This is a genomic window from Sphingomonas kyeonggiensis (genome assembly GCF_014196745.1).
GTDB lineage: Bacteria > Pseudomonadota > Alphaproteobacteria > Sphingomonadales > Sphingomonadaceae > Sphingomonas > Sphingomonas kyeonggiensis.
On the sequence record NZ_JACIEH010000001.1, the window covers coordinates 1,703,441 to 1,725,145 of the forward strand.

The 21,705-nt window shown below is 66.0% G+C and carries 17 protein-coding genes; 7 read left to right on the forward strand and 10 right to left on the reverse strand.

The genetic code is table 11. From position 1 onward, the window contains the following. Positions 1-349: 349 nt before the first annotated feature. The 4 genes from GGR46_RS25715 to GGR46_RS08135 form a co-directional block, all read right to left on the reverse strand. Entirely contained in the window at positions 350-973 is a 624-nt protein-coding gene (locus GGR46_RS25715; protein WP_183996866.1) for a TonB-dependent receptor domain-containing protein, read from the reverse strand. Next, positions 931-2,490 carry a TonB-dependent siderophore receptor gene (locus GGR46_RS08125; RefSeq protein ID WP_183996240.1) on the reverse strand — a complete coding sequence of 520 codons (1,560 nt, stop codon included), beginning with the start codon at positions 2,488-2,490 and terminating at the stop codon, positions 931-933. Before GGR46_RS08125 ends, GGR46_RS25715 begins: the two co-directional genes overlap by 43 nt. A 348-nt stretch (positions 2,491-2,838) precedes the next feature. Further along, a complete protein-coding gene (locus tag GGR46_RS08130; RefSeq protein ID WP_183996242.1) occupies positions 2,839-3,459 on the reverse strand; it encodes a cytochrome b in 621 nt (206 codons plus the stop codon). Then, positions 3,456-4,535 (reverse strand): catalase family peroxidase, encoded by a 1,080-nt coding sequence (locus tag GGR46_RS08135; RefSeq protein ID WP_183996244.1) that lies wholly within the window; start codon positions 4,533-4,535, stop codon positions 3,456-3,458. The genes GGR46_RS08130 and GGR46_RS08135 overlap by 4 nt, the downstream gene beginning before the upstream one ends. 166 nt (positions 4,536-4,701) lie before the next feature. Between GGR46_RS08135 and GGR46_RS08140 the strand changes: the two genes are divergently transcribed. After that, the gene (locus tag GGR46_RS08140) at positions 4,702-5,214 is read left to right on the forward strand and encodes a sigma-70 family RNA polymerase sigma factor (RefSeq protein WP_183996247.1); all 513 of its coding nucleotides are present in this window, start codon (positions 4,702-4,704) and stop codon (positions 5,212-5,214) included. Continuing rightward, entirely contained in the window at positions 5,211-5,987 is a 777-nt protein-coding gene (locus tag GGR46_RS08145) for an anti-sigma factor family protein (protein WP_183996249.1), read from the forward strand. The genes GGR46_RS08140 and GGR46_RS08145 overlap by 4 nt, the downstream gene beginning before the upstream one ends. A 338-nt stretch (positions 5,988-6,325) precedes the next feature. On the opposite strand, the gene GGR46_RS08150 is transcribed toward GGR46_RS08145, so the two are convergent. The 6 genes from GGR46_RS08150 to GGR46_RS08175 form a co-directional block, all read right to left on the reverse strand. Then, entirely contained in the window at positions 6,326-7,324 is a 999-nt protein-coding gene (locus tag GGR46_RS08150) for a FecR family protein (RefSeq protein WP_183996251.1), read from the reverse strand. Then, entirely contained in the window at positions 7,321-7,836 is a 516-nt protein-coding gene (locus GGR46_RS08155; RefSeq protein WP_183996253.1) for an RNA polymerase sigma factor, read from the reverse strand. Before GGR46_RS08155 ends, GGR46_RS08150 begins: the two co-directional genes overlap by 4 nt. Before the next feature lie 141 nt (positions 7,837-7,977). After that, on the reverse strand, positions 7,978-9,264 hold the full coding sequence (locus GGR46_RS08160) for an efflux RND transporter periplasmic adaptor subunit (protein WP_183996255.1): 1,287 nt from the start codon (positions 9,262-9,264) through the stop codon (positions 7,978-7,980). Next, positions 9,261-10,739 carry a TolC family protein gene (locus tag GGR46_RS08165; protein ID WP_183996257.1) on the reverse strand — a complete coding sequence of 493 codons (1,479 nt, stop codon included), beginning with the start codon at positions 10,737-10,739 and terminating at the stop codon, positions 9,261-9,263. The genes GGR46_RS08160 and GGR46_RS08165 overlap by 4 nt, the downstream gene beginning before the upstream one ends. Continuing rightward, positions 10,720-11,928 carry an ABC transporter permease gene (locus GGR46_RS08170; protein WP_246425926.1) on the reverse strand — a complete coding sequence of 403 codons (1,209 nt, stop codon included), beginning with the start codon at positions 11,926-11,928 and terminating at the stop codon, positions 10,720-10,722. The genes GGR46_RS08165 and GGR46_RS08170 overlap by 20 nt, the downstream gene beginning before the upstream one ends. Next, positions 11,925-12,554, reverse strand: coding sequence for an ABC transporter ATP-binding protein (locus GGR46_RS08175; RefSeq protein ID WP_343058080.1), 630 nt, complete (start codon positions 12,552-12,554; stop codon positions 11,925-11,927). Before GGR46_RS08175 ends, GGR46_RS08170 begins: the two co-directional genes overlap by 4 nt. 446 nt (positions 12,555-13,000) lie before the next feature. On the opposite strand from GGR46_RS08175, the gene GGR46_RS08180 reads away from it, so the two are divergent. The 5 genes from GGR46_RS08180 to GGR46_RS08200 all read left to right on the forward strand — a co-directional run bounded on the left by GGR46_RS08180 (position 13,001) and on the right by GGR46_RS08200 (position 21,704). Beyond that, positions 13,001-16,213, forward strand: a complete 3,213-nt coding sequence (locus tag GGR46_RS08180; RefSeq protein ID WP_183996262.1) for a TonB-dependent receptor — start codon at positions 13,001-13,003, stop codon at positions 16,211-16,213. 63 nt (positions 16,214-16,276) lie between these two features. Then, positions 16,277-16,762, forward strand: coding sequence for a DUF2147 domain-containing protein (locus GGR46_RS08185; protein ID WP_246425927.1), 486 nt, complete (start codon positions 16,277-16,279; stop codon positions 16,760-16,762). Between the two features lie 447 nt (positions 16,763-17,209). Then, on the forward strand, positions 17,210-17,680 hold the full coding sequence (locus GGR46_RS08190; RefSeq protein WP_183996264.1) for a protein activator of alkane oxidation PraB: 471 nt from the start codon (positions 17,210-17,212) through the stop codon (positions 17,678-17,680). A 221-nt stretch (positions 17,681-17,901) separates the two neighbouring features. Continuing rightward, the gene (locus tag GGR46_RS08195; RefSeq protein WP_183996267.1) at positions 17,902-20,397 is read left to right on the forward strand and encodes an acyl-CoA dehydrogenase; all 2,496 of its coding nucleotides are present in this window, start codon (positions 17,902-17,904) and stop codon (positions 20,395-20,397) included. Then, entirely contained in the window at positions 20,394-21,704 is a 1,311-nt protein-coding gene (locus GGR46_RS08200; protein ID WP_183996270.1) for a 3-oxoacyl-ACP reductase, read from the forward strand. The genes GGR46_RS08195 and GGR46_RS08200 overlap by 4 nt, the downstream gene beginning before the upstream one ends. Position 21,705: the final 1 nt, after the last annotated feature.

Genomic DNA, 21,705 nt, shown 5'->3' on the forward strand with positions numbered 1-21,705 from the left:
CCTGGCAGATTTCGCGGCAACGACGGCAACTCCGCCAGAGCGATGGCTCGATTTCCCTTTTTATAACAACCATATGCAGCCCGACCGACGCTGCTTTTATCTCGCCCCGCTATTTGGGCCCTTCGTCCTGCAAGTAGAACGCGAACTCACGTTACGGTGGTCCGCGCCCACCTCGCCAGGATGGCAGGGCATCGCCGCCCACTACTTGTTCCGGCTATCGCCCTTTCAAGCATCTTCGAACTCGATGGCCACCTGGCTCACGGCGCCCTTGGGAGTGACCCCCGTCTTTGGCGGCTCGGGCGAATTATCCGTCCTCCCTTCCCTGGCCAAGGGCACCGTCGAACCAGGATCAGAAGGCGTATCGCAGCGTCGCCCGCGCATTTCTCGGCTCGCCATAGACGAAGCCCGGGAACCAGCTGTTGCCACTGAAGAAGGTCTTGTCGAAGATGTTGTCGACATTGAGCTGCACGGACAGCTGTCTGGTCATCTCATAGCGCGCCATGAGGTTGGCGATCGCATAGGCAGGCTGACCGATCGGCTCGACGACCCCCGTGCCGGGGTTCTGCGCGGTTACCGGGGGGCGGCTCTCCCATTTGAGCGCGCCGCCAAGGCTCAGCCCGCCGAGTGGGCCGGCAAAAGCATATTTGGTCGCCAGGTTGAACGCCCGGCGTGGCTGGTGGCTAAGCACGTCGAGCCCGGCGGCGTCCTTCGCGCTATAGTCGCTCCAGCCCAGGCTGAGGTCCCATTGCTGCGTGACCTTCCCGACGACTTCGAGCTCATAGCCTTTGGCGACGGTCCCTGTCGCCCCGCGATAGGCCGGGTTGGAAGTGCCGGGCACGAACTGGCCCGGATCGGGGACGGCGAGATTCTCCTGTTCGATGCGATACACCGCGGCCGTCGCCAGGAGCTTGCCGCCGAGCAGCAGCGCCTTCAGGCCGGCCTCGTAACTCTTGCCTTCGAGCGGATTGAGCAGACGCCCGTTCCGGTCGCGGACATTGCCCTGCGGTTGAAGATCCTGGTGTAGCTCGCATAGGCGGACAGGTTGTCCGTGATGTCGAAGACCAGCCCCGCATAGGGCGTGAAGACGCCCTTGTAGGTCAGCCTGTAGGCGGGGCTAGTCCCCGCAGCGTCTTCGTCTCGCCGGAAATAGCTCAGCCGTCCGCCGCCGATCACCTTGAGCGGACCGATCAGACTGATCCGCGTCGTGGCATAGACCGCCGCCTGCATGGTGGTGCCGCTGCTGGACAGATAGCGAGATCCCCATGCGGGCTGGGCGAGTTCCCCGTTCCAATGATTGAAATCCGCGATCGGATCAATCGCAACGGGATCGCGATTGGTCCAGCCATCGTCCAGGCGGTTCACCATCGCGCCGATGGCCAGGTCATGCCGGCCTCCGAGGAGCGAGAAGGGACCGTTGGCCTGAATGCTGCCGTTCCATTGTTCGGGATCGGCCTTGAACCAATATCCGGAGGTGGCCATGCCGGAACCGCTCACCCGGTCTGGCATGCCATCGAGCCATAGCAGGCGCGACTCCTCCAGCCCCTTGTGATAACCAAGGTCGCCCCGGATACTCCATTTGCCACCCAGGTCCTGCGATAGGGTCGCGAAGGCCGATATCTCCGTGGTGTTCCAAAATCCCCAGTCGGTGCCGGTGGTCTTGGAGCGTGGCCAGCGGGTTCGCGTGCCGTCGGTATACCAATAGGGAAGCTGCGCCCACATCACGCCGTCACGGTCGTCCCGCTGATAGCTGGCGCCGACCGACAATTTGGTGCTCGCGCCCAGGTCGGCATCGACCACGGCGTAGAGTACGAGGCCTTTCTTCTCCTCGCGATCGACGAAGCCGTCCTGCCGATAGGCCTGCGCGACGGCACGCATCCGGACCGTGCCGGCGGCATTCAGCGGCGACTGCACGTCAAGGGTCCCGGCGAAACGGTTCCACGACGCGGCCTCCAGGCTGATCTGCCCCGAGAATTCCCTGGCTTCGGCGTGCTTGCGGATCAGGTTGACGACCGCGGACGGATCACCTGCACCCTGCATCAGGCCTGCCGCGCCCCGGACCAGGTCGACGCGCTGGTATATCGCCGTGCTCGTCTCGCCGAAGCCGACATTGCCATTGGCGAATGGGGCGCCGTCGAGCTGGAAATTCTGGACGTCGAAGCCGCGCGCCGAGATCGCGCTGCGACCGCGATCAATATCTTTCTTGGAGATGCCGACGGCAAAATCGAGCGCGTCGTTGATCGATATCAGGGCCTGGTCGTCGATCTGCTGTCGCGTAATCACGCTGATCGTCTGCGGCGTTTCGATCGGAGTGAGCGGCAATCCGGTTGCGGTGGTCGGTTGGTTGCTGCGGCCATAGCCGGTGACGACGATGCCCTCGCTGGCTTGGTCTTCGCCCGAGACCTCCTGCCCTGGCGCCTCCTGGGCATGAAGCAGCGTCGGTGTGGATATCCAGCCGGCGCCCGCCAGCAGCAGGCAGAATGAACGACGCATCTATGTCCCCTTTTTATCTCGCGCCTCACCCTTCCCGCCATGCTGATCCCGGCCGCATCTGCTCGAACCGAACTGGCCACCACAGGGGCGAGCAGCATCCGGAAGTGGAGCGAGTGAGGCTCGTTCGCGAAGACGGAAGCGGTGACTTGCTTCCCTGGAAACAAAGCCACTAATGATAATGGTTATTAATTGCAAACATGCTTTTGGAGGCACTATGCGTTGATAGTGCCGTCCGACAACGCCGCGATCGCGCACTCGTGGCCGATCATGTAGCGCCCGCCGCTCCGACAGCTCTCACGACGGGCTCGCGCTTGGCAACGGTGACAAGGAACCGGAACTGTTCGGAGGTCATGCCGGCAAATTGGCCGGTTCCTCCACAATATCATCGCCTGGTGTCTCGAGCTCCTCTGGCGGCCCCGACACCGCAACCGGACGATGCCCGATCGTCATGCTTCGGAGCACACCGTCGCGGCGGATCAGCCCGTGCATCAACGCCGCAGCGAGATGCGTCAGGATCAGCGCGAAGAACAGCACCGCGACAATCGTGTGCGCGGTGCGCAGGAAGGCATAGATGCCCAGATCGTGCGGAAGGATCGGCGGCAGGGTGAAGCCATTTGTTACCCGGACCGGATAGCCGCCGGCCGAGAGCATGCCCCAGCCGATCAGCGGCAGGGCGAACAACGTCAGGTACAGGAGCAGGTGCGAGGCCCAGGCGATGCGCTTCTCCGCGAGCGAAAGGTCCTCGGGCAATGCCGGGGCGCCGGTCGCCAGGCGCAGCGGCAGGCGGATCAGCACCAGCACGAGTATCGCGATGCCGAGTGGGCGGTGCAGGCCCAGCAGCGTCAGATAGGCCGGCCCCACCGTGGAGACCATGCCGACGCCGATGAACAGCATCGTGAGCACCATTGCGGCCATCAGCCAGTGGATCGCCCGCAGCGCGGGGTGGAAGTCCTGCGAGTGGCGGATCATCGCGCATTCTCCCGCGCCAGGTCCTGGCCCACCGCGCTCGGGTTCGGGCCTTCCTGGGCCCTGCGCGTGAACGAGGAGGAATAGGCCTTGGACCGCCCGGCGAGCAGCGGGTCGTCGGACGGGGTAATGCCGGGCGGGAGGATGGTGGGATCGAAATTCAGGTCGCGACAGGCGCCGGTCTCTTCGGACTGGACCGCATCGATCGTCAGCGTGCCGGCATCGATCGTGCGGTGCGGCCCGGTCCATGCCACCGCCGCCTTGTCGGTCACGTCGCCGGGATTGGCGACCACCAGCTTGAGGTGCCAGCGGGACGGCGCCTGGGCCGTGCGGGCGATCATCTCCTGGAACAGATAGTCGCGCGGCAGCTGGTCGAGGCGCTTCTTGTCCAGCCCGGCAAGCGGCGCTTCCGGCTCGAATTGCCAGCGTACCAGGCGTGTCGTGCCGCCGGCATCGGTGAAGCGGAAGGCGTTGATGCTGTAATAGGTCGCATTGGCGAAGCTGTTCGGCAGCACCGCCTGCATCATGAACGCCTGGAACGCCTTCACTTCCGGGTGCGCCTCCAGGAACGGCTTCATCACCGCCGGATCGGGCTTGCCGGTCTTCGGATCGGGTTTCGTGGCGCGTTGGAGCGCGATGAAGGACGCGACATCTGCTACGGGGAAGATCGGCGTGTGGTCCATGGCGAGCCGCCATTCCTGTCCGTCGGGCGCCCTGAGGATCAGTGCCATGGAATGGAACACGTTTCGCCCGTCGCCCGCCAGCGGGTTGCCGCCGGCGAGCGAGAAGCGGCCGATCACCGGATAGCGGCCGGCCTTGAAGACGCTTGCGACCGACAGCCCGCTGCCTGCTCCGTCGGCCATGAAGCTGCCGCTGAAGCATAGGCCCTTGGCATGGGCCCGGCGATAGCCCGGCTGTTTCTTGCCCGTATTATATTCCAGTGCGGCGGTCACATCACCGCCGTTGATCCGTCCCGGCCCGATCCATCCGGCTGCCCAGGCGAACCCGCCGGCAAGCAGGAGGATGATGGCACCGATCAGCGCATAGGCGCCGGCCGTGGCGCGATTCAATGAAGGCATGTCGCGTCGTTCCCTGATAGCTTCTGCCCGTTGGACGATACGCACCGCATATTATTCCACGCCGGCTCTAAACTATTTTCGCGCCCTGCCCGGTCATACCTTGGAATAATCCCGGCCCGCCATCGTCCTATGCGAGATGAGCCCCGGCATGTCGGCAAGCAGGGAAATGATCGCGCAGGTGCAGCCGCTGATCCCGGCGCTGCGCCGCTATGCCCGCGCGATGCTGCGCGACCGCGACGATGCCGACGACCTGGTCCAGGACGTGCTGGAGCGCGCGCTGGGAGCGTGGCACGCCCGCCGCGAGGCCGCGAGCCTGCGCTCCTGGCTGTTCGCCATCCTCCATAACCTTGCGCTCGACCGGCTTCGGCGGATCGCACGCCGCGGCACGAGCGAACCCCTCGAGGCAGTGCCCGAGGCACGGCTGGCCACGCCGGCCACGCAGGAAAGCGCAATGGAGCAGCGGGACGTGCTGACACTGGTTGCTCTGCTGCCCGAGGAGCAGCGCAGCGTGTTGTTGCTCGTGGGCGTGGAGCAGTTGAGCTATGCGGAAGCCGCGTCGGTGCTGAACCTGCCCCAGGGCACCGTCATGTCGCGCCTGTCCCGCGCCCGGGAGCGGCTTCGGCGGATGATGGAAGGAGAGCGGCCGGCTGTCAGGCCGGCGCTGAGGATCGTGCCATGACCGACATACCGATGAGCGAGGCCGATCTGCAGGCACATGTCGATGGGAGCCTGTCGCCGGAGCGGGATGCCGAAGTCTCCGCATGGCTGCTGGCCCATCCCGACGAGGCATTGCGGGTCGCAGCCTATCGCGCGCAGACCGAGGCGCTGCGCGCCGCGCTGGATTCGATCGCCGACGAGCCCGTCCCACCCGCGCTGGACCTGCACCTGCTCGACCGCGCACGGCATCGCCGGGCTGGGTTGCGATCCCTGGCGATGGCAGCGAGCGTGGCCGTGCTCCTGTTCGTCGGCGGCATGGCCGGATGGGCGCTGCGAGGCTGGACGGTTGCGCCCGGTACAGGCACCGCCGCGCTCGCGCGCGAAGCAGCATCGAGCTACGCCGTCTATGCGAGCGACGAAGCGCGCCCGGTGGAGCTGGCCGCAGCGCAACGCACTGCGCTCGACGGCTGGTTTTCGGCGCGACTGGCGAGGCCGATCGCTGCGCCGGACCTGCGTTCCGCAGGGCTCAGCCTGATCGGCGGCCGGCTCGTGGCGACCGAGCACGGCCCGGCCGGCCTCTATCTCTATCGCGACGGCAAGGGCCGCCGCATGGCACTCTATGTGCGCCCCATGGAAGTCGAAGGGACCGCGCGCATGACCGCGCGGCGGGAAAGTGGCGTCAGCGGGTGGACCTGGGCGGACGAAGGGCTCGGCTTCGGCGTGTTCGGAAGTGCATCTCCCGAATATCTGCACGACGCCGCGAACCAGGTCCGATTGCAGTTCCAGCGGACATGAGGTCTCCTCTCCAGCGGATCCAGATCCTGCGCAAACGCCTGGAATGCCGGCTGAGCCGCGGACGCAGAAGATGTTGTTGCACTGCCGTTCGCCCGAGCGAAGATCACCCACAACCCGTTCGTCAGCACCTGGCGATACTATGCGAGAATGCTTCCGAAGGATGTGGCCCGACTGGTGATTTGCCTGGCCGATCCAGGGAAGTCGGCCGTTGCCCGAAAAGCCGGAACGACCCAATCGCGGAATCGAGCGATCTTGCGCGCGTGGCGGCGGCTTTGGACATATCCGAACGCGTGGCACCAAGGGCGAGAACTGGGTGCCACGCTGGAGGCCTTCCGTGTCTACTCGCGGACTTCGATCTCGATTTGCTCAGGCGTGTCAGCGACAATCCTTCCGAACCCATTTAGCTCGATCGCCTGAGCCAGGGCTTCGGTGTCCCCCGAGCGAAATACCCCGACGATTCGCTCGTTGGGGACGCGATTGCCGCGGAACACCAGCTTTCGCCGGGAATAGCTGTTCATCTGCTCGACCGCATCGGCGAGCGGCTCTCCCATGAACGACAGCCGGCCAGTCAACCAGCTGGTCGATTGTTTCAAATCTACCTGGCTGATGTCCCACCCATTGTCGTCATTGGCGACCAGCTGGCTACCTGCCTCGATCGACGCCTGGTGCTCGACGGGGCGCCGGGGCCCCTTCTCGGTCACTTCGACCACACCCTCGGACACCGTCACGACGACGCGGTTCCGGTCGATCCGCACTTCGAATGCAGTGCCGACCGCCCGCACCTGCTTGTTCCCCACCGTCACCACGAAGGGCCGCTTCCGGTCTTTCGCTACCTTGAAAAAGGCCCGGCCACGCTCGAGCGTCACTGCGCGCCGACGCTCGTCCATTCGGATCACCAGCGCGCTGTCGGAATCGATCGAAACGCTTGAGGTGTCGGCAAGGACGATCCCCGTGCGCTGACCGACGCCGGTGAAGAAATGATGCCCGCTCGCGGCCACCGCCTGCGGTTCGGGCGCGAGTATTTGCCATCCGACCAGCCCAACGCCGGGCACCGCCAGCAGCAGGGCAATCGCCGCTGCAATGGCGCGATGGCGCCGCGCCCGCTGCTCGGGGCCGAAACGTGCGAGATCGCTGCGCAGCACCTCGCGCAGCCGGGGGTCGTCGGCGACGGCCCCGGTGAGTGCCCAGACCCTGTCCATCTCCTCGGTCGCGGCTACCTCGTCGTCGCTCGGAAGCGCCGGGTCGAGTTCCGGATCATGCGCCCGCCACGCGAGAAAACGCTGCGCTGCGCGTTCTCGAACGGACCTGTCCGGTCGCATGCGGCGGCGGCCGATCATGCGTCGCGATCCAGTCGCTCGGCGAGCCGTACCAGCGCCCGGTGGATCAGCTCCTTGACCGATTCACGCGATATTCCCATCCGCTCGCCGATTTCCTGATACGTCATTTTCTCGAACCGATGGAGCTGAAACGCCGTCCGCGCCCGTGGTGGTAACTCAAGGATCGCGCGAACCGCGCGTTCATATTCGTCCACGCCGATCAGGATGCGCTCCGGCGAGATTGCATCGACGGGATCGTTCGCTCCCGTCAAGGGGCTATGCGCGGACATATGCCGCGCTTCCAGATAACGATGGCGCGAGATCAGGATATTGCGCGCGACCTTGAAAATGAAGCGATCGACATTTTCGATCGGCGTGTCGCGGCGCATCGCATGCAGGCGCAGGAACACTTCCTGGATCAGGTCATCGGCTTCCGGTTCGCCGACGCGCCGCAGGAAATAGCTCCGCAGGGCGGGGCCATGCCGGCTCACCCACAGGGTTAGATCGGCTTGCATGCGCGAGGCATCGCTCATCGCGCCACCCGCCCCACCTGCCATCCGGCTTGCCCACATCGCGTGCGTCTTTCCCCTACGGCATCTGGCGTCGCAAGCATGCACGCCCTCTTGCCTGTGACGCATCGGCAAGCGGATCGGGGGGAGAGCACCCGCATCATTTCATTCCGATCCTGGCTGGGTTACGGGTTTCGGCTCGCGCCACACCACAGTCTCCCCGGGCTTCAGGCCCGAGAGAATTTCGACGCCTTGCGGGGTTGCCTGGCCGACTTGTACCGCGCGTCGCTCCTCCCGGGAGCCGACGCGCACACGCACGGTCGCGGCCGGCGCACTCCCTTCCACCGCCAGAGGGGGGAGCACGATCGCGCGCGGCTTCTGCCCGGTGATCACCGCAACCGCAGCGGTCATGCCAACCCGCACCCGATTTGCCTGTCCCGCAGGCGGCGCATCGAGCGTCGCCGTCGCGACGAAGCGCGTCTTCCCGGCCGCTCCCGCATCGCCCGTATCGGCAGCGATCGACGCCACCCGGCCGGAAAGGACGATTCCAGGAAAGCCAGGGCCGGTAACGGTCACCGCCTGGCCGACCGAAAGCGCGTTCACATCCACTTCGTCGATGTCGAAGCTGGCCGACAGACCGCCGTCGCGCGCGATCAGCCCGATGAGCTGGCCGCGCGTGACCCGCCCGCCGGCATAGATCGGGGCGGCGCCCGACAGCGTCCCCATGGTCGCGGGGCGCACCATCGCGCCCGAGACCGGCGCGCGAACGACCGCAGAGCGCATTTCGTTCTCGGCGTTACGCAGGCGATCGCGCGCAACGCTCAACTCGAGCTGCGCGGCACGCACAGCCACCGCGTCGCCGCGCGCAAGCGTCTCCGCCAGCTCCTGGTGCGCCGACGTGGTCGCCATGCGCTGGGCAATCAGTTGCTGCTCGGCCCCGGCATGCTCATTGCGCGCGATCAACCCCTTGTCGAACAGGCGGCGGCTTTCCCCGGCCTCGCGTTCGAACCGCGCCAGTTCCAGCTCGGCCAGGCGAAGGCGACGGCGTGCCGCCGCGACCTCGGGCCCGCTCGCCCAATTGGCGAGATCGCGCGCGGGCCGTTCGGACTTGAGCAGAGCCGCTTCCGCGACATTGCGCGCGTCCGCCGCCTCCCCGGTATCGAGCACCAGCAGCGTGTCCCCTGCCTGCACGCGGTTGCCGAAGGCGAAGGAGAGCGTGCGCACCGCGCCGTCGAACGGCGCCGTGACGCCCACGGCGTCTCCCGGGGCGATCCGGCCCGCGAAAACCAGGGTCGCAACGAACGGCCGGGCCTCTACGACCAGGCTCTGTTCCGTGGCTTCCGCCGGCTGCGCGCCGCCCCCCGGCGCGGGCCGCAGCGCCCACGCGGCTGCGACAGCGATGGCCGCCAGCGCAAAGAGCCAAGGCGCAGATCGGCGCAGCATCCGCCTCATTGATCGCTCCAGTCGATTTTCCAGCTCTCGAGGGTCGAACCGATCTGGAGGTCGAACGAGGTAAGGGCGTCGAGATAGCCGATCGTCGCGTTCAGCGCCTGGATCTGCGCGGTGCGCAGCCCGTCCTGGAGCGACAGGACCTGGAAATTGCTCGATCGCCCCGCCTCCAGCTTCTCGCGCTCGATCTCGACCGCGCGTTTCGCCAGCGTCTCGTAGCGTTGCGCCGATTCGAGCTGGAGCCACGCCGCCTCGACGCGCTGCACCGCGTCGCGCACCTGCGTCTCAACCCCCTGGTCGAGATCCTCCAGTCGCAGCTCGGCGGTGCGCAAGCTCGTGTCGGCCTCGATAACCGCCAGCTTTGGTCCCGGATCGCCGATCGGAATCGAAAGCTGCAATCCGACGCGATTGTCGGTCCGCGGCTGCAGTGGCCCACTCAGCAAGTCACGTCCGCCGGTGCGCGTGGCGGTCGCGACCACCGACAGATCCCAAAGTCGTTGATTGCGTGCAATCCGCAGCGACTCGCGCGCCTGCTCGACGGCATAGCGCTGGGCTTGGATATCCATCCGGCTCTCCCGAGCGATCGTGATCGCCGGGACGAGGTCGATCGGCACATGCTCCGCCGCGATGGGATCGGCGGCCTCGACATTGGTGGCAGGATCGAGCGCAAGCAGCGCCAGCAGCTGCAATTGGGCCGATATACGCTGCTGACGCGCCTGGTAGAGCGCGCCCTGCTGGTTCGCCTGGTCTGCTTCGGACTGGACGATATCGGCCGCCGCCATCCGGCCCGCCTCGATCATCGCCTTGTTGATGGCGATCAACTCGCTGGTCCGGGCCAGCGCCATCTCGGCGAGCACCACCTGTGCCTGGGCCCGCTGGAGCGCGCGATAGGCAAAGGCGATGCTGCTGATCGTTTCCGCCAGCGTGTTGCGCGTCATCAGCTGGCTGGTCGCATCGCGTAGCCGGGCGATGCGCAGCGGTGCACGATTGACGGCAATGCCGCCGCCGCGCAGCAGCGGCTGGCTGAGCACCAGGGTCGCGGTATCGCCGCTCTCCCGGCGATCCAGCCGCTGGCGCCGGTCCCATACGAAGCCCAGCTGCGCGCCAGTGGGAAGCATCCAGCTGACGGTCCCGCGCACATCCGCCTGCCCGATCACCTGTCCCGCGCCGTCCGCCCGATACAGATCGGCGACGATGTCCAGCCGCGGCGCGAACCTTTGCTCGGCGGCATGGAGGCTGAAACGCTGCGCCACCCGTTCCAGAAACACCGATCGAATCGTGCGATTGTCACGCAGGCCGATCGCCACTGCTTCCACCAGGCTGAGCGCCACGGGGCGCGCAACCTGTGACGGCCCGATGCTCGATGGCGAGGGCACGGGCGCAATCGCGGAGATGCGTTGCGCACGGGCCTGAGCTGGCACCAGGGCCGCCAGGGCCGCAAGGGCCAAGGCCGCAGGTTCAATCCGCACGTAGCGCATCGATCGGATTGAGTCGTGCGGCCGAGATTGCGGGATAGAGGCCGAACACCAACCCCATCCCCCCGGCCACAACGGGACCAAGCGCCAGCGTCCAGGGCGCCAAATCGAAATCCCATCCCGATCCGCTCGCGATGGCATAGCTGATACCTGCGCCCAACAGCGATCCGGCAATGCCGCCGGCCATGCTGAGCAGAACGGCTTCGGTAAGGAACAACAGGCGCAGCGCGCCCGGCGATGCCCCGGTGGCCGCGCGCAGCCCGATTTCGCGCTGCCGTTCCATCACGCTCATGAGCATCACGTTCATCACGCCCACCCCTCCGACCAGCAGCGAAACGGCCCCGATCGCGATCAGCATGCGGCTGTGCACCGCCTTCTGGGCCTGCATCGTCGCCAGGATCGACTGGGCGTCGAGCACGGTGAGAGTGCCTTCGCGCGGAGTCAGCCGGGCGCTGATCCGCGCGCCCGCTGCCTTGCTGTCGGCGCCCGGCTGCAGTCGAACGAGCAGCGCGTTGGGGCCACCGCCCGGGATCACGCGCCGCGCGCAGCCCGGCGGGATCATCGCCGCCATGTTGTAGTTGACCGGATCGAGCGTCTCCGGCCGCACCGGGGCCAGCACGCCCACCACCGTGAACCCATAGCCTCCCAGCAGCAGCACGCTGCCCGGGCCCACCGCTGCGGCCGGTCCAGACAGTGCGCGTGCCGCGTCAGCCCCCAGCACCACGGACAGCGCGCAGTCCTCTGCGGCACCGAGCATCCGGCCGCGCGCAGCGACCAGCCCTACCATTCGCGCGAGCGCCGGCGCGGGCGCGAAGATCGCGAGATCCGCCGACGCCGCCCCCGCCCGCGCCGTGGCCCGCCCGGTGGCAAGCGCAATCACCTCCAGAACCTCGGGATCGACGACCGGCAGGGCCGCGATCGCTGTCCGGGACAGCGCGACCGGGGCATCGCCTGCCGGCACCGCCTGGATCTGGAGCATGTCGATGCCCAGCTTGGCGAACAGCTTGAGCGATTCACGCTGCGCCATGTGGCCGCTGTTGAGCATGGCGATGATCGATGCCGTTCCGATCAGGATGCCCAACAATGCCAGCGCCGAACGCCGCCCCTGCGCGCGCAGGTTGGTCCATGCCTCGGCCAGGGTGTCCGGAACATGCGAGTCGAGCCATGGTGCCGCCGGCGTGTCCATCGTCATGCCGCCCGCGCCTCGGATCCTTCGACGATCCGTCCGTCGCGCAGCCGGATCTGGCGCGGACAACTCGCCGCCAACTCCTGGTCGTGGGTCACCATCAGCACGGTGATGCCAAGCTCGGCGTTGAGGCTGCGCAGCAGCGCCATCACCTCGCGCGAGGTCGCGCTGTCGAGGCTGCCGGTCGGCTCGTCGGCCAAAAGCAGCTGCGGCTGCCCGACCAGCGCGCGTGCAATGGCAACCCGCTGGCACTGGCCGCCGGACAGCTGGCTCGGCAGGTGATCGCTCCATGCGGCCAGCCCCACGCGCGCCAGCATCGCCTCCGCCACCTCGCGGCGCGCGGGCCTTGCCACGCCGCGATACTGGAGCGGCAGCGCGACATTCTGCCACGCAGTCAATCGGGGAAGCAGCTGGAAAGACTGGAAGACGAAACCGATCAGGCGGTTGCGCAGAGAAGCGGTTGCGTGCGGGGTCCAGGAGCGGATCGCCTCGCCGCCGATTTCCAGCCGGCCGCTGCAGGGCCTGTCCAGCAGACCGATGATGTTGAGCAAGGTGCTCTTGCCGGAGCCCGACGGCCCGACAATCGCGCAGAACTCTCCCCGCTCCACCGAAAGCGTCACGGTGTCGAGCACCGCAAGCGTTCGTGCTGGCGCGTTGTACTGCCGGCAAATCCGTTCCAGCCTAAGCATACCGACCCCTCGAATTTGAGAGAGGCACGTCCGCCATTTACTTGTCAATATCGCGAACAGGGCAGAGAATGGCACTGATTATCTGCCGTTATTGCGGTGCATCGTGAGGAATATTGCTGCAACTGCGAACGCCATCTTACTGAGAAACACGATTTATTTTTTTACATATCCCCCCGCATTGGACCGAATACGCGTCATACTTCCCGACGTGGGTGCGTCACTTGGCGACAGCGAACCGAAACGTCGAAAATGGAGGGGAAAATATGCGCAAATGGGTGCCGGTGTCGCGATATCTGCTGCTGATCGGAACAGCGACTTTATCCGCGGCGACAATCGTTCCTGCTAAGGCCGCATCCCATGTGGTCGCGTTCCGGATCGAAGCGCAATCCATGGCCGGCGCGCTGCGCGACCTGGCATTGCAGGCCGGGGTCTCGATCATGGCGGATGCCGCGCTCACCCAGGGCAAAGTCGCGCCGCGCTATGTGGCCACCAGCGACGTCGAGGTGGCGCTGACGGCGTTGCTGCGCGGGAGCGGGCTCTCCTATCGTCGGCGCGGCGCGGTGTTCGTGGTGCGCGCAGGCCCTTCGGCCGACACCGACACGAAGCCACAATCGGACCAGACGGCAGTGGTCCAGCAGCAGGAACCCACGGATTCAGGCGTGATCGTCGTGACCGCCCAGAAGATGCGTGAATCGGTGCAGGACGTGCCGATCGCCGTAAGCGCCTTCTCTTCCGCAGCGCTCGACAGCCAGAAGATCGAGACGGGGGGCGAGTTGTTGCGCGCCATTCCCAACGTCACTTTCTCGAAGAGCAATTTCTCCGGCTTCAACTTCTCAATCCGCGGCGTCGGAACCAAGGCCGTTTCGGCCAGTTCCGATCCGGCGGTCGCCGTCAGCTTCAACAACACGCCTCTGATCCGCAATCGCCTGTTCGAGCAGGAATTCTTCGACGTCGAGCGCGTCGAAGTGCTGCGCGGGCCGCAAGGCACGCTATATGGCCGCAACGCGACCGCCGGCGTCGTCAACGTGCTGCCCGTGCTGCCGACCGACAAGCTCGAAGGTTCGCTTTCCCTCGAGGCAGGAAATTATGAGACCCGGCGCGTCAGCGGGATGGTCAACCTGCCGCTCAGCAGCACGATGGCGGTCCGTGCCGCCGGTGCCTACACCAAGCGGGACGGCTTCGAATATAACAGCTTCAACCGAACCCATGTGAATGGACGCGACCTGTGGTCGACCCGTGTCTCGGCGTCCTGGAAGCCGAGCAGCGATTTCACTGCGAGCGTGCTGTGGCAGCATTTCGAAGAGGACGACAACCGCTCACGCAGTGGCAAACAGCTCTGTACCCGCGACGATGGCCCGAGCCAGATCGGTACCACGCCGGTGCCCACCGCCCTGCGAGCACGGCTGAGCCAAGGTTGCCGCCCGGCATCGTTGTATGACGACGCGGCATTCGGCATGCCCAATGCCGAGAGCCTGCCGCAGGTGTTCGTCGCCAGCAACATCGGGATCGGCAGCCTGCCCCCGGATTACGCGCCGATCTTTGCGGTACCCCAATTGACGGACCCTTATGCCGGGCTGACCCAATCGCGTAATCTGCGCGAGATTTCGACAAGCTACGATCCGGTATTTCGTGCTCGCAACGATTTCTATCAGTTCAATCTCGCGCTCGACGTCGCCGACGGGCTGCAGCTGATATCGCAAAGCGCCTATGCCCGGGACCGTTATTATTCGTCGCAGGACTATAATCGGTTCGCGTCCAACCCGATCTTCGGCGATTCCACCCAGCCTGGACTGACCGGCGCGCTGGACACCCAGGTCATTGCGCCGAATCTGACGCCGGGCGGCGTCTTCACCGACCCACAGCTCGGTGCCTCGAACCGCTTCCTGTCGGTGGACCTAAGCCAATCGCGAAACGAGCAATGGACCCAGGAGCTGCGGTTCCAATCGTCTTGGAATGGCCCCCTGAACATCAGCCTTGGCGCCAATTACCTGAAATTCAAATCCGAAGACGACTATTATGTCTTCAGCAATTTCTTCACGCTCATTTCTCAATATTTCTACAATCTAGACGCAAACTTTGACTTCGACAAGAATACGTACACCATTGGCACACGCAATTGCAAGCCGACCGGATCCGCCGACAGTGTGGCAGACTGTATCTATGTCGACCCCAATCCGCTCGCCAGCATCAACGGCGAAGGGCATAATTACTTTCGCAGCAAGAATGTCGTGAAGACCGAGAGCTGGGCCCTGTTTGGCGAGACCTATTACAAGCTGACGGATTCGTTGAAGTTGACTGCCGGCCTGCGCTACACCAACGATGCGAAGACGAGCACGCCCTATCCCAGCCAATTGTTGCTGGGCGTCGGCCCGGTGCTGAGCGGATCGACGGGCGGCAAGTCGGCGATCGGCTATCCGGCCCAGCCGGACATCGTCCAGAAATGGGGACGTTTCAGCGGCCGCGCGGTGTTCGACTGGAAGCCCCGGCTTTCGTTCACCGACGAAACCATGGTCTATGCGTCGTTCTCGCACGGCTACAAAGGCGGCGGCGCGAACCCGCCGCGCGTAGATTTCGATCCCGAAATCGTGCGCTACCAGCCCTTGGCGCAGACTTTTGAACCCGAATATGTGAACGCCTTCGAAATCGGCACCAAGAATGTGCTGGGAAACGGCAAAGGCGGGTTCAATCTCACCGGTTTCTACTATGACTACACCAACTACCAGGTGTCGCAGATCGTCGATCGCATCTCGCTCAACGAGAATTTCGACGCGAAGAGCATGGGACTGGAGCTGGAGACCTGGTGGCGGCCGTCGCGCAATTTCCGGATGAACCTGAACGCCGGCTATCTGCGCACGCGCATTGCCAAGGGCGAACGCTCGATCGACATCATGAACCGGACCCAGGGCAATCCCGATTGGGTGGTCGTGCGCCCGTGGATCCAGGTGCCTTCGAACTGCATCGCGCCCCGTGCAGCGGTGGAGACCATCCTGGCGTCGCCGCTTTCGCAGTCACCCGATGGCGGGCTTGGCCCCTATGCGCTTGCGGCGCTGTGCAGCGCATCGAACCGGCTCGGCGACTATGAGCCGGGCGCGCCCGAGGGACAGATCCCCTATTACGCGCTGATGGGATTCACCTACGACCCGCTGCTGCCCTACAATCCCGCCCTCAGCCCGCTGGGGACGCTGGGCGGCACGGACCCGCGCAGCGGCGCCCCCAATGGCGGGCGCGGTTTCTACGCCGATCTGGGCGGCAACGAACTGCCCAATTCGCCGCGCGTGACCGTGAACATCGGCGCCGAATACAGCGTTTTCGCCGATGCCTGGAAAGTGACGCTGCGCGGCGACTATTATCGCCAGGGGCCAAGCTTCGCCCGGGTCTACAACACCGCCTATGACCGGCTGCACGGCTGGAACAACGTCAATGTCGCGCTGACTGCCGAGAATTCGGTGTGGAACATGACGGCCCAGTTCTACGTCAAGAACCTGTTCAACGACACGCCCATCACCGATGCGTTCACCAATTCGGACGACACGGGCCTGACCACCAACGTCTTCACGCTGGAACCGCGCATCATCGGCTTCCGCCTCTCGAAGCGCTTCTGAGCTCCGGGGCGCGCGCCCGATCCCCGCCCACCGGGGATCGGGCGCGCATGCCCGTGCATCGACATGTTCACCATGGAGGTACCGTTGCCTGCCAAGTCTCTCGTCAACGACATGCGCATGCTGTCGATCATCGCGGTTTCGCTGCTGGCGGCCAGCCCGGTGTCGAGCCCGGCGCAATCCGCCCAGGACTCTCCGCTGGTCGGCAAATGGCATACCGAGCGCAAGGACGGGATGGTCGAAATCCACCGTTGCGGCACCGCGCTATGTGGGCGCGTGATAGACGGGGCACCGCTGCGAGCCAATCCGGACCAGCGCGACGTCCATAATCCCAACGCCTCGCTGCGCACGCGCAAGGTGAAGGGACTTCGCGTGCTGGATGGGTTTTCGGGAGGTCCCAAGCGCTGGAAAGGCGGGCCACTCTACGACCCTGAAACCGGCAATCTCGCGAGCAAGGGCACCCTCACGCTATCGGATACCAACACATTGGCGGTGCAGGGATGCATTGCCGTGTTCCTTTGCCGCACGCAGACCTGGCGCCGCGCGCGCTGAGAATTCGACGTGGAATGCGCGAAGGGGCGTGCTTCGGGGGAAGCATGCCCCTTCTTCTTTCGGAAGCGGCGCAACCAGCCCCAGCGGCAACCGGACGAGCATACCGCGCAGATGCAGCCCGAATCACCGAAACGGCAGCCGCCGAACCGCCCGTCGATGGCTTCAAACCCTTTCATCGGCCAACCAGATCGTGGCCGACCTCCCGCGACAATAGAGGCGTCCGCGCTGCAACAAGGTCGTGGTCGCGCCTGTGACAACGGGTTGGCGCATCACCCATGCGGCGGGCCTGCCCCTTCCCCATCACAGATCTGTCCGGATCCGTCCAATCTCTCCGCCGCCGACGCGGCTCCATCCCCCCTACGATCCCGCGCATGCGTCTGATTGGAGGGGGAGAATTTTGCCCCCTGCATTGGGCATCGCAATGCCCGAAACGCAAGGAGAGGAATAATGATCAAGAAGATCTTGTCGGCCGGCGCACTCGCAGCGTCCGCTGTGTTCCTGGTTCCGCAGGCCTCGGCCCAGACCTTCTCGCCGTCTGGTCCGTTCACGATCACCAATGTCGGCACGATTACCGTCAGCAAGGGAATCACGCTGAGCTGCAGCCTGAGCGGCGGTGGCAACGTGACCACCGGCGGCGCGGCGAGCGTCACGAGCATCATCCTCAGCGGTGGACTTTGCGGTTCGGTCAGCTTCACCGCGACGCCCTATGCGGTGACCGCCAGCGGGACCACCGTCACGATCAACAACGTCACCGTGACGGCGATCACCGGCAATTGCTTCGGTAACCTGTCGGGCACCTACAACCAGCTGACGGGAATCCTCACCTTCTCCGGTGCGACGATCCCGTCGAATCCGGTCGGTGGCTCGCCGTGCAAGGTCACCGGCACGGTGAAGCTGTCGCCGATTCTCACCTACTAATCCCCCCGCCGGGCGCTCTCCCGACGGGCGCCCGGCACCTTACACGCGTGCCCCCTTCCGGAAATCGGGCGGAACCGACTGGCAAGCCCTGAAACCGTGAATCGCGCGGCCCAAAAAACCCTCAAAAAACAGGCACCTGATCGGCGCTCATCAACGCGCTTGACAGACCCCGCCCCTATACTGACACTAATGTCAGTATCGCTGGAGCAAGCGTTATGTTCATGACATTCTGGACTGCGGCACTCATCGTCCCCGCCTTCGCGCTGTTGCTGGTCCAGGCCCCGGCATGGGTCTGGGCGAGTGGGCTCGCACTTTGGATTGCCGCGGGCCGAACCTTTGGGCTGGTGGACGATAGCTGGCTGGTCGTACTCGCCGCGCTGTGGCTGCCACTGGCATTGCTTGCGCTACGCCCATTGCGCCGCAGGCTGGTGGCGCGCCCGCTCCGCACGCTGTTCCGCCGCGTGATGCCGCGGATGAGTGCCACCGAACAGGCGGCCATCGACGCGGGGACGATCTGGTGGGACGCGCAGCTCTTTGGCGGCCGGCCGGACTGGAAGCGCCTGCTGGCAACGCCCGCGCCGACGCTCACCCCCGAGGAACAGAGCTTCCTCGAGATCGAGACCGAACGGCTCTGCGATCTCGCCAGCGATTGGGAAAGCACCGCCGTGTGGCAGGACCTGCCCCCCGCCGCCTGGGCCTATGCGCGCGAAAAGGGGTTCCTGGGGATGATCATCCCCCGGCGCTATAGCGGGCTGGGCTTTTCCGCCTATGCGCACAGCCAGGTCATCCAGAAGCTGTCGACGCGCTGTTCGGCGGCAGCCGTTTCGGTGATGGTGCCCAATTCTCTCGGCCCCGCCGAGCTGCTGCTGCACTATGGCACCGATGCACAGAAGGACCACTACCTGCCGCGACTGGCCCGGGGCGAGGAAATCCCCTGTTTCGCGCTCACCAGCCCCTATGCGGGATCGGATGCGGCCTCGCTCACCGACACCGGGATCGTCTGCCGGGAAATGTGGCAGGGCAAAGAGACGCTGGGCTTCCGCGTCACCTGGAACAAGCGCTACATCACGCTGGCTCCCATTGCGACGGTGCTCGGCCTGGCCTTTCGCGTGCGCGATCCAGACGGATTGCTGGGCGGTGCCGCGGACCTGGGGATCACCTGCGCGCTAATCCCGCGCGACCATCCCGGCGTCCGGATCGGAAGGCGCCACTGGCCGCTCAACGCCGTATTCCAGAACGGTCCGACCTCCGGCGACGACGTGTTCGTGCCGATCGACATGGTGATCGGTGGGGCCGGGCAGATCGGCAATGGCTGGCGCATGCTGATGGAATGCCTGGCCGCCGGACGCGCGATATCGCTGCCTTCCTCCAATGTCGGCATGGCAAAGCTCGCCACCGGCAGCGTCAGTGCCTATGCGGCAATCCGGCGCCAGTTCAACGTGCCGATCGGCGCGTTCGAGGGCGCACAGGAGCCGCTGGCCCGAATGGCGGGGCACCTCTATGCGATCGACGCAGCACGCAAGCTGGCCGCCGCCGGGCTCGACCTTGGCGAGAAGCCGTCGGTCGTGTCGGCGATCGTCAAATATCACGTGACCGAGCGCGCCCGCATCATCGTCAACGACGGCATGGACCTGATCGGCGGCAAGGGCGTGTGCATGGGGCCGGGCAATTTCCTGGCGCGCGCCTATCAGCAGATTCCGATCGCGATCACCGTCGAGGGCGCCAATATCATGACGCGCACGCTGATCATCTTCGGCCAGGGCGCGATCCGCTGCCACCCCTATGTGCTCGAGCTGATGCGTTCGGCCGAAGCGCCCGGGGCAACCGGGCTCGCCACGTTCGATCGCGCGCTGTTCGGCTATTTCGGGTTCCTGCTGCGCAATGCGGCACGCGCGCTGACATTTGCGACGCCTGCACGATTGCTGCTGGGCACCCCGCGCGGAGCCGCACCGGAAATGGCGCGATATTATCGCGGCGCGACCCGGCTCTCGACCGCGCTGGCGCTGGCGACCGATGTGTCGATGGCGACGCTGGGCGGCACGCTCAAGCGGCGCGAGACGGTTACCGGGCGGCTCGGCGACATCCTGTCCCAGCTCTTCATCCTTTCCGCCATCCTCAAGCGGTTCGAGGACGATGGCCGTCCCGAGGCGGACCGGCCTTTCGTCCATTGGGCCGCGCGCGATGCGCTGGCCCGCGCGGATGCGGCGCTGCGCGCGGTGATCGACAATCATCCCAGCCGTATCGCGGCTGCGATCCTCCGGCTGCTGGTGCGCCCGTTCGGCGGTGCGGTCGCAGGCCCGGACGACCGGATGGACGCGGCCGTGGCGCAATGCGTGCAGACGCACGGCCCGGCACGTGACCGGCTGCTCGCCGGAAGCTGGACGCCCCGCATGGAAGTCGATCCCATTGCCGCCACCCATGTCGCGTTCGACGCTTATCCGGGCGTCGCGGCGATCGAACAGCGGCTGCGCGAGGCGATCCGTGCCGGCCGGATCGAGCGGCTGCCCCAGAATTATCGCCAGCTCGGCGCATGGGCCGCGGCTGCCGAAGCCCAGGGACTGATCGACCCCGCCGAGCGCGTGCTGATCGAGCGGTTCGCCCACCATGCCGACCTGGCGGTCCAGGTCGACGATTTCGAGCCCGATTTCGGGCTCGCCGAAGGGCTGCGGCGGGCGACGGAAATGCCACGCACGCCACTGCCGGAGGCCGCCGAATGAGCGACCGGTATCTCGCCTTCGCCAATTCCGGGCTCGGGCACTGGCTGACCGGCACCTTGGGAATGCCCCAGCCGGTGCCGATCGACCGCGACCCGCAGCGGATCGCGCGCACCGCCCTGCTCGCCGATGCCGGCGGCGGACGGCTGCTGCCGCAACTCACGGAGGAGCTGCGCGCGCTCGACGTGGCACTGGTGGATGGCGGCGATATGCCGGGCTTCGACGCGCTGCTGGTCGACGCTTCGGGGTGTCGCACCGTCGCCGATACCGACGCACTGTACCGGGTGCTCCACGGCCATATCCGTGCGATCGCCGCCAATGGCCGCATCCTTCTCCTCACGACCGACCCGGCGGAGGCGCCCGACGCGGAAGCCGCCGCGATCTGGCGCGGCCTGGAGGGGCTGGCGCGCTCGCTCGGCAAGGAGGCGCGCCGCGCAATCGCCGTGCAACTCGTCCATGTGCCGCTGTCGGCACCCGCTGCGCTCTCGAGCAGCCTGGCGTTCCTGCTCTCGGGACGGTCGGCCTATGTCTCCGGCCAGGTGATCCGTATCGGCGCGGCTCCCCTGTCCTTGCCCGAAACGCCGAGGCAGCGCGTCGTGCTGGTCACCGGCGCATCGCGCGGGATCGGTGCCGCGATCGCAAGCTGCTTCGCCAGGCAAGGTGCACATGTCGTCGGCCTCGACGTGCCGGCGGCCGAGCCCGTATTGCGCGAACAGGCGGCGCGCCTGGGCGGCAGTGCACTGGCGCTCGACCTGACCGCGGAGGATGCGCCAGCGCGCATCGCCGAGGATGCCGCCACGCATGGCGGCTATGACGTGGTCGTCCACAATGCCGGCATCACCCGCGACAAGACGATCGCCCGGATGGATCCCGGCCGCTGGGATGCCGTGATGGCCGTCAATCTCGCCGCCCCGATGCGGATCACGGCGGCATTGCTGGCGGCGGGCCAGATCCGACACGGCGGCCGCATTGTCGCGGTCTCCTCGCTCAGCGGGATCGCGGGCAATATGGGGCAGACCAACTATGCGCTGTCGAAGGCAGGCGTGATCGGCTGGGTGGAGCGGCTGGCCCGGGACGTGGCACCGCTGGGCATCACCGCCAACGCCGTGGCGCCGGGGTTCATCGAGACGCAGATGACCGCCGCCATCCCTTTCCTGATCCGCGAGGCGGGACGACGGATGAACGCGATGGGCCAGGGCGGCCAGCCGGAGGACGTCGCCGAAGCCATCGCCTGGCTCGCCGATCCGGCGAGCGGCGGTATCAACGGCGAAGTCGTCCGCGTCTGCGGCCAGAGCCTGTTGGGCGCATGAT